Below are 12,367 nucleotides of genomic sequence, written 5' to 3'. Positions count from 1 at the left end.
ATTCCCACCCGGTTTGGGCCGCTCAGCCCGCTGGCATCGCCCCTTTTCCGGGCTTTTTTATCGCGATTATGGAGATAATATGCGCACTTTGTGGCGATTTATCGCTGGATTTTTTAAATGGACCTGGCGATTACTGAATTTCGTCCGGGAATTTATTCTCAACCTGTTTTTAGTGGTGCTGATCCTGATCTGCACGGGCATCTATTTCCAGTTCAGCAGCTCTTCAACCCCTGCGGAACCGCAAAAAGGTGCGCTGATTGTTGATCTGAGTGGCGTGGTGGTTGATAAGCCTTCCGTCAGCAATAAGCTCAGTAAGATCGGGCGTCAGTTACTGGGCTCCAGCAGCGACAAGCTGAAAGAGAACTCGTTGTTTGACGTTGTCGATGCCATCCGTCAGGCCAAAGGTGACGCCAATATCACCGGTATGGTCTTAGATCTGCGTGACTTCGCCGGGGCCGATCAGCCTTCCCTGCAGTACATCGGCAAAGCGCTGCGCGAATTCCGTGACAGCGGCAAGCAGATTTATGCCACCGGCGACAGCTACAGCCAGGCGCAATATTATCTCGCCAGCTTCGCCAACAAAATCTACCTTTCTCCGCAGGGGACCGTTGACCTTCACGGCTTTGCCACTAACGGCCTGTACTACAAATCGCTGCTGGATAAGCTGAAAGTCAGCTCACATGTCTTCCGTGTCGGTACCTATAAATCCGCAGTTGAACCTTTCCTGCGTGACGATATGTCCCCTGCTGCCCGTGATGCAGACAGCCGCTGGATTGGTGAGCTGTGGCAGAACTACCTCAATACCGTTTCGGCTAACCGCCAGATTACGCCGGAACAGCTGTTCCCTGGCGCGCAGGGCGTGCTGGATGGACTGCAAAAAGTCGGCGGCGATACTGCGGTGTATGCCAAAGACAGCAAACTGGTTGATGAACTGGCTTCCCGCTCGCTGGTCGATCAACAGCTGACCAAAATCTTCGGCTGGGATAAGCAGGCTAAAGATTACAAAGGCACCAGCATTTACGATTACCAGGTGAAGGATAACGGCTCAACAGACGGCAATATCGCGGTGATCATGGCCAGCGGCGCCATCATGGATGGTGACGAAACCGCGGGTAGCGTCGGTGGCGACACGACGGCCATGGAGATCCGTGAAGCCCGCCTTGATCCTAAAATCAAAGCGATTGTCTTCCGCGTCAACAGCCCAGGCGGCAGCGTGACGGCCTCCGAAACGATCCGTGAAGAGCTGGCAGCAGCGAAAGAAGCCGGGAAACCGGTGGTGGTTTCCATGGGTGGCATGGCGGCATCGGGTGGTTACTGGATTTCCACGCCAGCTAACTACATCATCGCCAGCCCAAGCACCTTGACCGGCTCTATCGGCATCTTCGGCGTGATTAACACCGTTGAGAACACGCTGGATTCAATTGGCGTGCATACCGATGGCGTGTCCACCTCGCCTCTGGCTGATATCTCTACCACTAAGGCATTACCGCCGGAAGTGCAGCAGATGATGCAGATGAGCATCGAGAACGGCTATAAGAACTTCCTCGGTCTGGTCGCTCATTCCCGTAACAAGACGCCAGAGCAGATCGATCAGATTGCTCAGGGCCACGTCTGGACGGGTACGGATGCCAAGGCTAACGGTCTGGTGGATGCGATGGGTGATTTCGACGATGCCGTCGCCAAAGCCGCCGAGCTGGCAAAACTGAAGGACGCCAAACTGAGCTGGTATCAGGACGATCCAAACTTTATGGATCTGCTGTTCAGCCAGATGGACGTGTCTGTGCGTGCCGCGCTGCCTGAAACCCTTAAGGCCTGGCTGCCGGCACCGATGGTCGACGTAATGGCGTCAATGAGAAATCAGCCGGGTCTGTTTGATAACCTGAACGATCCGCAAAACCGCTATGCGATGTGCCTGACCTGCGCGCAGGTGAAATAAAACAGCCAGCCCGGCCATCTGGTCGGGCTGCTTTTCCTCTTCTTTCCCCTTATACTTCGCCTTTTCGGCAAGCCTGAGTGAATTCATGCAAAAGAAATCTATTTACGTCGCCTATACCGGCGGAACCATTGGCATGCAGCGTTCCGATCAGGGCTTCATCCCTGTTTCCGGACATTTGCAGCAACAGCTGGCCAATATGCCAGAGTTCCATCGCGCCGAAATGCCCGACTTCACCATCCATGAATATCAGCCGCTGATTGATTCATCAGACATGACGCCGCTGGACTGGCAATCGATTGCGGATGATATTCGTAAAAATTACGATCAATACGACGGCTTTGTGATCCTGCATGGTACGGACACCATGGCGTTCACTGCTTCGGCACTGTCATTTATGCTGGAGAATCTTGCCAAGCCGGTAATCGTGACAGGGTCACAAATTCCGCTCGAACAGTTGCGTTCGGATGGGCAGCAAAACCTGCTAAACGCCCTTTTCGTTGCCGCTAATTATCCCATTAATGAAGTGGCGTTGTTCTTCAACAACACTTTGTACCGTGGAAACCGCACCACCAAAGCACATGCCGATGGATTCAACGCCTTTGCTTCACCGAATCTGGCTCCCTTGCTGGAAGCCGGTATTCATATTCGTCGCCTTAATACACCACCCGCACCTACCAGGGATGGCGAATTAATCGTTCATCCGATTACCCCTCAGCCGATTGGTGTAGTCACCATCTATCCGGGTATTTCCTCGGACGTGGTCAGCAACTTCCTGCTACAACCGGTGAAGGCACTGATCCTGCGCTCTTATGGCGTCGGCAATGCCCCACAGAACCCGGCTTTCCTGAAAGAGCTGAAAGAAGCTTCCGCGCGGGGCATTGTGGTGGTAAACCTGACGCAGTGTATGTCCGGTAAAGTGAATATGGGCGGTTACGCCACGGGCAATGCGCTGGCGCTGGCGGGTGTGATCAGTGGCTATGATTTAACGGTGGAAGCGACGCTGACCAAGCTGCACTTCCTGCTCAGCCAGAACCTCTCCAGTGATGAGGTGCGGCGACTGATGCAGCTCAATCTGCGCGGTGAACTGACTCCTGACGAGAAGTGATAAAAAATGATGGCTACCCGGCAGGCTCTGCTTCTGATTGACTTACAGAATGACTTTTGCAGCGGTGGCGCGCTGGCGGTGAAGGATGGCGATGACACCCTCGCGATTGCCAACCTGTATGCGGCAGAGTTCAGCCAGCGACAGCAGCCTGTGGTAGCCACGATTGACTGGCACCCTGCCAGTCACGGCAGCTTTGCGTCGAATGCAGGACATCAACCCTGGACCGAAGGCGAACTGGCGGGATTGCCGCAGGTCTGGTGGCCCGATCACTGTATCCAGCAAAGCTATGGTGCGGAGCTACATCCAGCGCTGGAGCAACGCTATATCACTGAGCGTGTCTACAAGGGTGACGATCCCCTGATAGACAGTTACAGTGGTTTTTTTGATAACGGCCGGCGCAAGAAAACGCGTCTGGATAGCGTATTAAAAGCGCAGGGGATTACTGCATTGACCGTGATGGGGCTGGCGACGGATTATTGCGTGAAGTACAGCGTGCTGGACGCGCTCGCGCTGGGCTATACCGTCACGGTGCTCTCTGCCGGCTGTCGGGGAGTAAATCTGGCCGCAGGCGACGCTGAACGCGCTCTGGAAGAAATGGCGACCAAAGGGGCGATCGTTCTTTAAAGATCCCCTCAAACGTCGTCAGTGGCATTTAAGGGGCCACAATGAGCCCCTTCGTCGCAGATTATTCCTGCAGGAATAATTACTGGAGCTTGATGCGAGTCACGTGATCATCGGTGATGCCAAACTCTTCTTTGAGCTGTTTTTTACTTTTCATCACCATCTCGCCACCCTTACCCACACTCATATGTTGCGGATTGTCGTTATGGCGAGCTTGCCAGAGCATAACTAACTGCAGGCTGTTCTCTTTTTGCTCTGGCGTAAGCGCGACGCCATCGGCCCATTTCCCGGTTTCAACCGCGGTCACCAGCCGTTGATAGACTTCCGGGGTCAGCGTGCCGATCATCTCATCAAGTTCCATCGCCGTTATCCCTTAATGTTATTACCATCGTCGTCGGAGAAGCTTAACGACGCGGAGTTCACGCAATAGCGCTCGCCAGTTGGTTGTGGGCCGTCCGGGAACACATGTCCCAGATGGGCATCACAGTTGCCACAGCGGATTTCAATGCGCTGCATACCATGAGATTCATCTTCAATATACTTAATAGAATCATCATGATAAGGCTGGTAAAAACTCGGCCAGCCGCAGCCAGAATCATATTTGGATTCCGACAGGAACAGCGGTGAATTACACACGAGGCAGTGATAAATCCCCTCGCCTTTGTTGTGTAACAGCTTGCCTGAAAAAGGCGGCTCGGTGCCACGCTGCTGCGTCACATAGCGCTGCATCTCGTTCAGGTCGGTCTCTGGGGTAAATTCGTTCGGGTCTTTAGCCATTTTAGGGGTCTCTGGCAGTGTGAAACTGAAAATATCGGCTAGTATTCTAACAAATACTTAACAACGTCAGGGCTTTTTTTCGTCTCAGGCGGAGTCTGAAAGTGATCCGAAGACGAAAATGTGATTCAGATCACCCTTTGAATTCATCACCCCTTTATATTCGGGCAAGACGACCCAACATCAAGGTTTAGTGGTGGTCACGGAATGTGCTTTTTGACGAATATTCCTGTGTGAAGGTTTGATTTGTCGCAACTATTGAAGCGATTCCGCTTGACGCCTGGTAAGGTTTTTGTAATTTTACAGCCAACCTTTTATTCACTAACAACAGCTGGTGGAATATATGACTATCAAAGTAGGTATCAACGGTTTTGGCCGTATCGGTCGCATCGTTTTCCGTGCTGCTCAGCAGCGTTCTGATGTAGAAATCGTTGCAATCAACGATCTGCTGGACGCAGAGTACATGGCTTACATGCTGAAGTATGACTCTACTCACGGTCGTTTCGACGGCACTGTAGAAGTTAAAGACGGCCATCTGGTTGTTAACGGCAAAACCATCCGTGTTACCGCTGAACGTGATCCAGCTAACCTGAAGTGGGGCGAAATCGGTGTTGATGTTGTTGCTGAAGCAACAGGTATCTTCCTGACCGACGAAACCGCGCGTAAACACATTGAAGCTGGCGCCAAAAAAGTCGTGCTGACTGGGCCATCGAAAGATGACACCCCAATGTTCGTGATGGGCGTAAACCACAAATCTTACGCTGGCCAGGATATCGTTTCTAACGCATCTTGCACCACTAACTGCCTGGCACCACTGGCTAAAGTTATCAACGACAAGTTCGGCATCGTTGAAGCACTGATGACCACTGTTCACGCAACTACCGCAACTCAGAAAACCGTTGATGGCCCGTCTCACAAAGACTGGCGCGGCGGCCGCGGCGCATCTCAGAACATCATCCCTTCATCTACCGGTGCTGCTAAAGCAGTAGGTAAAGTGATCCCTGAGCTGAACGGCAAACTGACGGGTATGGCGTTCCGCGTTCCTACCCCTAACGTTTCCGTTGTTGACCTGACTGCACGTCTGGCTAAGCCTGCTTCTTACAAAGAAATTTGTGCAGCAATCAAAGCCGCCGCTGAAGGCGAAATGAAAGGCGTTCTGGGCTACACCGAAGACGAAGTGGTTTCTACCGATTTCAACGGTGAAACGCTGACTTCTATCTTCGATGCGAAAGCCGGTATCGCACTGAGCGACACTTTCGTGAAACTGGTTTCCTGGTACGATAACGAAACTGGTTACTCCAACAAGGTCCTGGACCTGGTTGCTCACATCGCTAAATAAGCGACGTGAACTGATGATGAGGGCGACTACGGTCGCCCTTTTTTTTGGCTGACGCTAAGGAAAACAGATGAACGAAAAAATCTTTTCGCTTCCGGTTATTACCCAGATAACGCCCTATATTTCCCAGCGAAAAATTGGCGACCTGCCCGTTGTGGTGATCGCACATCCTAAAGTTCGTGCCGCCGTCACCCTACAGGGTGCCCAGCTGATAGCCTGGCAGCCCGCTGACGAAAAGCCGGTGATTTGGCTGAGCGAGAAAACCGCCTGGACGGCCGGCAAAGCGATTCGTGGTGGCGTGCCGATCTGCTGGCCATGGTTCGGTCCGGCAGGTGAACCGGCGCACGGTTTCGCCCGAACGCTTCCCTGGACGTTGTCGGCGCATGATGAAAACGACGACAGCGTGATGCTGACGCTGGTGCTGGAAAGTAATGAGCAGACGAAAAAGTTGTGGCCGCATGACTTCACGCTGTTTGCCCGTTTCCGCTTTGCTGACCGTTGTGAGATTGAACTGGAAGCCCACGGTGATTTCGAGGCGACTGCTGCCCTGCACAGCTATTTCTGCGTAGCCGATATTGACGGTGTGGAAGTGACTGGCTTAGGTAACAGCTTTATCGATAAAGTGGCTAACGGCAGCGTCGGCAGCTCACCGGACGGCAAACAAACCTATCCCGATCGTGTTGACCGTATTCATACGCAACCGGAAGATTGTAGCGTTATCAACGACAAAATCGGTAAGCGAGTAATTGAAGTTTATCACCACCATCAAAGTGACGTTGTCACCTGGAATCCGGGTCCGGAACTCTCCTGCAGTATGGGAGATATGGCGAACGAAGGTTACAAAACGATGGTTTGTGTTGAGACGGCACAAATTTCTCAGCCGATGGTCAGCGCTGGTGAATCCCCTTCACGCCTTGCCGCGACGATCCGGGTACGTAAAGGTAGTTGATAAGTCATGCTGACTCACCCAGGGGAAATCACTCTTCCCCTGGCGTGTTTAAACCACGTCTAACGGCATTTTTTCTGATGGTGGTGGGAACGCCTGATTGATCATCCCCAACTCTTCATTGCTTAACGTCACCTCCAGCGCAGCGGCATTTTCAGCGACATGCGCTATCGAACTGGCTTTAGGAATAGCAACTATCCCATCTTTACGGATCGCCCAAGCCAACAATACCTGAGCCACGCTGATGCCCTTTTGTTGTGCAATTGCCGTAAGGACCGGGTGCGTGAGCAGTGCATGGCGGAGTTTTCCTGCCTGAGCCAGCGGGCAATAGGCCATTATGGGTATCTGCTGCTGTTGGCAGTCTGGAATAAGATCGTATTCGATCCCGCGTGATGCGAGGTGATACAGGACCTGATTTGCCGCACAGTCCGTGCCGCCCTCCTCTGACAACAACTCGCTCAAATCGTCGCTGTCAAAATTCGACACTCCCCAACGTAAAATTTTTCCCTGACGTTGTAGCGACTGCATTGCAAGGATGGTTTCCTCCAGCGGCACATTTCCCCGCCAGTGCAGCAGATAAAGATCCAGATAATCGGTCTTTAAACGCCGCAGGCTTCTTTCACAGGCGTCTACCGCATCGACAGCACCGGCATTCCACGGGTAGACCTTTGATACTAACCAGGCGCTTTCGCGTCGGCCTTGCAGCGCTTCACCCACCACTTCCTCGGCACCGCCTTCGGCATACATTTCCGCCGTGTCGATAAGCTTCAGGCCCAACTCGAGACCGGCCTGTAATGCAGCGACCTCTTGTTTGCGTTGGTTGGCGTTTTCGCCCATGTACCAGGTTCCCTGACCGATGGCAGGTAAACGGGAATCACCGGAAAAAATAACGGATTTGCTCATTTGAACCTCCTGCACTGATTTTGATCGCCACAATCGTGCAAAAGGGCGCAAAGCGCCCTTATTTAGTGCAATGAAAGCGGATCAGAAGGTGTAACTGACTCCGGTCCAGATTGTGACCTGAGAATTATTGTCCACCATTGGACTGTCTTTCACTTCAGAACTTAAACGGGTATAGCGTCCAGACAGCGTGGCGTTCCAGCTCTGGTTGATGCTGTAGGCCGCCGTCAGTTCCAGATACGGGTTCCAGCTGCCATCAGCCTGATAGCTGCTCAGCCCGCTGCGACGTGATTCGCTCTTCGACACACCATAATAGTAGTCATTCTGGTTGTCGCTGCTGTAAAGCGCACCAATGCCCGGCGTCAGGCTCAGATCGCCAAACTGGAAGCGATAAAGGTAGGTTGCATCCCAAATGAAGCCATCACTGTTGCCCAGCAGATCGCCAGCCAACACGGTACGCACAATCCCCCAATCCGCCGTATGACGGTAAGTCACACCGCCCATCATGGTCATATGGCGTTTATCTAACGCCTTCAGACGCTTGTCTTTGGTGTCATCGGGATCGAAGTTTTGCGGTGAACCGAGGATCGTCAGAGAAAGCTGATCCTGCTGGTCCTTCCACAGGTAATAACCGGCGGTCAGGCTGCGGACATAGAAGCTGTCGCCTTCGTAGTTAACAATAGGGAATGGGTAGTAACGCCCCTCGCCTCCTTTATACGGGCTCTGGCTGTAAATCACCGAGGCACCAAGGGTAAGCGGGTTGGCCGTTGCCGTGAAGGCAGCAAAAGAGCAAGGTAAAAGCACAGCAAGCGCGCTAACTTTGAAATAGTTCACAATTAATTCATTCCATAAATATAACAATCAAGAGGCTAGTTTATCAGTCAACCGGGCTTTGGTTAAAAATTTACACGTTCTGTAGCACGTAGAATCAATTTTAGGGGGTGGGACGCTCATTGAGGGTTTTGGCTTATTTACAAAATTCGGCTAACCCGCATCAGACAAGGTTATCGCTGTCCCGGATTCTGACTTTGTTATTGAAATATCATTGAAAATAACCTGGGGGTCAGGAAATTTCTTAAATGCCAACTACGCTTTATTGAAAGAAGCTAATTTTTACCGGTCAAAGTAACCCTGATTTTTGTGTATCCCGATAAAAAAACGTCAGGTTGGCATAAGGGTTGCTGTACTCATTGATAAGTTCCTTCAGGGGCTAACTTCAATTCGGCTCCTGGTACCTGTGCTAAAAAAGAAAGGACGGGCATCGCTATGAATATATTCGATCACTATCGTCAGCGTTACGAAGCTGCCAAGGACGAAGAGTTCACACTGCAGGAATTTCTTACCGTTTGTCGGCAGGATCGCAGTGCATACGTAAACGCGGCAGAAAGACTGTTAATGGCTATTGGTGAGCCACAAATGGTTGATACTGCTCAGGAGCCACGCCTTTCCCGCCTGTTCTCTAACCGTGTCATTGCACGCTACCCTGCTTTTGAAGAGTTCTACGGTATGGAAGAAGCGATTGAACAGATCGTTTCCTATCTTAAACATGCCGCTCAGGGTTTAGAGGAGAAGAAACAGATCCTCTATCTGCTGGGTCCGGTGGGTGGCGGTAAATCCTCTCTGGCAGAGCGACTGAAATCGCTGATGCAGCGAGTGCCTATTTATGTCCTCAGTGCCGATGGCGAGCGCAGCCCGGTCAATGACCATCCGCTGTGCCTGTTTAATCCGCAGGAGGATGCCAATATTCTTGAGAAAGAGTATGGCGTGCCTCGTCGTTACCTTGGCACCATCATGTCGCCTTGGGCGGCAAAACGCCTGAACGATTTTGGCGGTGATATTTCCCGCTTTAAGGTGGTGAAAGTCTGGCCGTCCATTCTTGAACAGCTGGCGATTGCCAAAACTGAACCTGGTGATGAGAACAACCAGGACATTTCCGCGCTGGTCGGTAAAGTTGATATCCGTAAACTGGAAAACCACGCGCAAAACGATCCTGATGCCTACGGCTACTCTGGTGCACTGTGCCGGGCGAACCAGGGGATCATGGAATTCGTGGAGATGTTTAAAGCCCCGATCAAAGTGCTGCACCCACTGCTGACCGCGACTCAGGAAGGTAACTATAACGGGACTGAGGGGATTTCCGCCCTGCCGTTTAACGGGATTATCCTGGCGCACTCCAACGAATCTGAGTGGGTCACCTTCCGTAATAACAAAAACAACGAAGCGTTCCTTGACCGTGTTTATATCGTCAAGGTGCCTTACTGCCTGCGGGTCTCTGAAGAGATCAAGATCTACACCAAACTGCTGGATCACAGTGAGCTGACCCATGCGCCTTGCGCGCCGGGCACCCTGGAAACCCTAGCTCGCTTCTCGATTCTTTCACGCTTGAAAGAGCCGGAAAACTCCAGCACCTACTCTAAAATGCGGGTGTATGATGGCGAAAGCCTGAAGGATACCGATCCGAAGGCCAAGTCCTATCAGGAGTACCGCGACTACGCCGGTGTGGACGAAGGCATGAACGGTCTGTCGACGCGTTTTGCCTTTAAAATCCTCTCGCGGGTGTTCAACTTCGATCATGCTGAGGTCGCAGCAAACCCGGTACACCTGTTCTATGTTCTGGAACAGCAGATTGAACGTGAGCAGTTCCCACAGGAGCAGTCCGAGAAGCTTCTTGAGCACCTGAAAGGCTATCTGATCCCGAAATACGCTGAGTTTATTGGCAAAGAGATCCAGACGGCTTATCTGGAATCCTATTCTGAATACGGGCAGAACATTTTCGATCGTTATGTCACCTACGCAGATTTCTGGATCCAGGATCAGGAATACCGCGATCCGGATACCGGCCAGCTGTTTGACCGTGAATCACTGAATGCGGAACTGGAAAAAATCGAGAAGCCTGCGGGGATCAGTAATCCTAAAGACTTCCGTAATGAAATCGTCAACTTTGTGCTGCGTGCCCGCGCTCATAACAGCGGCCGCAACCCGAACTGGACCAGTTACGAGAAACTGCGGACGGTGATTGAGAAGAAAATGTTCTCTAACACCGAAGAGCTGTTGCCGGTCATTTCCTTTAACGCTAAAACCTCTACGGATGAGCAGAAAAAGCACGATGATTTCGTTGATCGCATGATGGAAAAAGGGTACACCCGCAAACAGGTTCGCCTGCTGTGCGAATGGTATCTGCGCGTCAGAAAATCATCCTGATAGTTGCCTGAGAAGTTATTTACAAGGGGTCGGTAAAATCCGACCCTGCTTGCAACGATGTTTGGGGGAGTTATGGCCTATTTTATCGATCGGCGTCTCAACGGCAAAAACAAGAGCGCGGTGAATCGCCAGCGTTTCTTGCGCCGCTACAAGTCGCAAATAAAACAGTCGATCTCCGAGGCCATCAATAAGCGTTCGGTAACTGACGTCGAAAGCGGCGAATCCGTTTCTATTCCCATTGATGACATTAATGAACCGAGTTTCCATCAGGGCCGCGGCGGCCAGCGCCATCGCGTCCATCCTGGCAACGACCATTTTGTGCAAAACGATCGCGTCGAGCGCCCTCAGGGTGGCAGCGGCGGTGGTGGCAGTGGTCAGGGCAATGCCAGTCAGGACGGTGAGGGTTCAGATGAGTTTGTCTTCAATATCTCCAAAGATGAATATCTCGACCTGCTATTTGAAGATTTGGCGCTGCCAAACCTGAAGAAAAATCAGCATCGTCAGCTCAACGAGTACAAAGTGCACCGTGCGGGCTATACCGCCAACGGTGTGCCGGCAAATATCAGCGTGGTTAAATCGCTGCAAAACTCGCTGGCTCGTCGTACTGCGATGACCGCCGGTAAGCGCCGCATGCTTGGGGAACTGGAAACTGCCCTCAAGGAGATTGAAAACGCCGAACCCGCGCAGTTGCTGGAAGAAGACCGTTTACGCAAAGAGATTGCTGAGCTTCGCGCGCGGATCAAGCGCGTGCCGTTTATCGACACCTTTGACTTGCGTTACAAAAACTTTGAAAAGCGTCCTGAGCCTTCCAGTCAGGCGGTGATGTTCTGTCTGATGGACGTTTCAGGTTCGATGGATCAGGCCACCAAAGATATGGCCAAGCGCTTCTATATCCTGTTGTATCTGTTCCTGAGCCGCACCTACAAGAATGTCGATGTGGTGTATATACGTCACCATACTCAGGCGAAGGAAGTCGATGAGCAGGAATTCTTCTATTCGCAGGAAACCGGCGGCACTATCGTTTCCAGCGCATTGAAGTTAATGGATGAAGTGGTGAAAGAGCGTTACGACCCGGCGCAATGGAATATTTATGCGGCACAGGCGTCCGATGGCGATAACTGGGCAGATGACTCCCCACTTTGTCATGAGATCCTTGCTAAAAACATCCTGCCGGTGGTGCGTTATTACAGTTACATCGAGATAACCCGACGCGCTCACCAGACCCTGTGGCGGGAGTATGAGCATCTGCAAGCCACGTTCGATAACTTTGCTATTCAGCATATTCGCGAACCGGAAGATATCTACCCGGTATTCCGTGCACTGTTCCACAAACAGGCTGAAGAGAACCACTAATCACGCCGCTTTTTTCCTTAAGCCAGTAAGATTTTTACTGGCTTTACTCCACCATTGCCCCTGTCAACTGTGCTAAAATCCCCTCTTGCTCTACTTTTTTCATTCAATCCTGTAAATAACCCACATTTCATGCGCACTGAACGGCATTTACCCGCCTCGTTTTTGCGTTATTCTCTATCCTTAAGAAAAATGTCC

11 protein-coding genes are annotated in these 12,367 nt (G+C 51.8%); 7 read left to right on the top strand and 4 right to left on the bottom strand.

The window, feature by feature from the left end; translation table 11 throughout:
* Nucleotides 1-79: 79 nt before the first annotated feature.
* From sppA to pncA, 3 genes are all read left to right on the top strand, one after another.
* Nucleotides 80-1,936 (top strand): signal peptide peptidase SppA, encoded by a 1,857-nt coding sequence (gene sppA, locus ACXKZG_RS10415; RefSeq protein ID WP_488876164.1) that lies wholly within the window; start codon nucleotides 80-82, stop codon nucleotides 1,934-1,936.
* Nucleotides 1,937-2,021: 85 nt separating this feature from the next.
* Nucleotides 2,022-3,041 carry an asparaginase gene (ansA, locus tag ACXKZG_RS10410; protein ID WP_134824276.1) on the top strand — a complete coding sequence of 340 codons (1,020 nt, stop codon included), beginning with the start codon at nucleotides 2,022-2,024 and terminating at the stop codon, nucleotides 3,039-3,041.
* Nucleotides 3,042-3,050: 9 nt separating this feature from the next.
* Nucleotides 3,051-3,665: a bifunctional nicotinamidase/pyrazinamidase gene (gene pncA, locus ACXKZG_RS10405; RefSeq protein WP_206401677.1), complete on the top strand. Its 615-nt coding sequence runs from the start codon at nucleotides 3,051-3,053 to the stop codon at nucleotides 3,663-3,665.
* 79 nt (nucleotides 3,666-3,744) lie between these two features.
* On the opposite strand, the gene ACXKZG_RS10400 is transcribed toward pncA, so the two are convergent.
* Together ACXKZG_RS10400 and msrB are read right to left on the bottom strand one after the other, a co-directional pair.
* Nucleotides 3,745-4,023 (bottom strand): YeaC family protein, encoded by a 279-nt coding sequence (locus ACXKZG_RS10400; protein ID WP_013202437.1) that lies wholly within the window; start codon nucleotides 4,021-4,023, stop codon nucleotides 3,745-3,747.
* A gap of 5 nt (nucleotides 4,024-4,028) precedes the next feature.
* Nucleotides 4,029-4,439, bottom strand: coding sequence for a peptide-methionine (R)-S-oxide reductase MsrB (gene msrB / locus ACXKZG_RS10395; RefSeq protein WP_013202438.1), 411 nt, complete (start codon nucleotides 4,437-4,439; stop codon nucleotides 4,029-4,031).
* A gap of 340 nt (nucleotides 4,440-4,779) precedes the next feature.
* Here msrB and gapA point away from each other — a divergent pair, with 340 nt between their 5' ends.
* Together gapA and ACXKZG_RS10385 are read left to right on the top strand one after the other, a co-directional pair.
* The gene (gene gapA / locus ACXKZG_RS10390; protein ID WP_013202439.1) at nucleotides 4,780-5,775 is read left to right on the top strand and encodes a glyceraldehyde-3-phosphate dehydrogenase; all 996 of its coding nucleotides are present in this window, start codon (nucleotides 4,780-4,782) and stop codon (nucleotides 5,773-5,775) included.
* A 67-nt stretch (nucleotides 5,776-5,842) separates the two neighbouring features.
* The gene (locus ACXKZG_RS10385) at nucleotides 5,843-6,721 is read left to right on the top strand and encodes a D-hexose-6-phosphate mutarotase (protein ID WP_488876163.1); all 879 of its coding nucleotides are present in this window, start codon (nucleotides 5,843-5,845) and stop codon (nucleotides 6,719-6,721) included.
* Nucleotides 6,722-6,769: 48 nt separating this feature from the next.
* On the opposite strand, the gene ACXKZG_RS10380 is transcribed toward ACXKZG_RS10385, so the two are convergent.
* A complete protein-coding gene (locus tag ACXKZG_RS10380; RefSeq protein ID WP_488876162.1) occupies nucleotides 6,770-7,621 on the bottom strand; it encodes an aldo/keto reductase in 852 nt (283 codons plus the stop codon).
* Nucleotides 7,622-7,702: 81 nt separating this feature from the next.
* The gene (locus tag ACXKZG_RS10375; protein ID WP_013202442.1) at nucleotides 7,703-8,452 is read right to left on the bottom strand and encodes a MipA/OmpV family protein; all 750 of its coding nucleotides are present in this window, start codon (nucleotides 8,450-8,452) and stop codon (nucleotides 7,703-7,705) included.
* Between the two features lie 432 nt (nucleotides 8,453-8,884).
* On the opposite strand from ACXKZG_RS10375, the gene yeaG reads away from it, so the two are divergent.
* Together yeaG and ACXKZG_RS10365 are read left to right on the top strand one after the other, a co-directional pair.
* On the top strand, nucleotides 8,885-10,819 hold the full coding sequence (gene yeaG / locus ACXKZG_RS10370) for a protein kinase YeaG (RefSeq protein ID WP_013202443.1): 1,935 nt from the start codon (nucleotides 8,885-8,887) through the stop codon (nucleotides 10,817-10,819).
* A gap of 72 nt (nucleotides 10,820-10,891) precedes the next feature.
* Nucleotides 10,892-12,172: a YeaH/YhbH family protein gene (locus tag ACXKZG_RS10365; RefSeq protein WP_013202444.1), complete on the top strand. Its 1,281-nt coding sequence runs from the start codon at nucleotides 10,892-10,894 to the stop codon at nucleotides 12,170-12,172.
* The last annotated feature ends 195 nt before the right edge of the window (nucleotides 12,173-12,367 follow it).

Source organism: Erwinia sp. 2186, from assembly GCF_057812255.1.
Note: the sequence above shows the minus strand (reverse complement) of the source record. Positions and strands in the feature narration are given on the sequence as shown.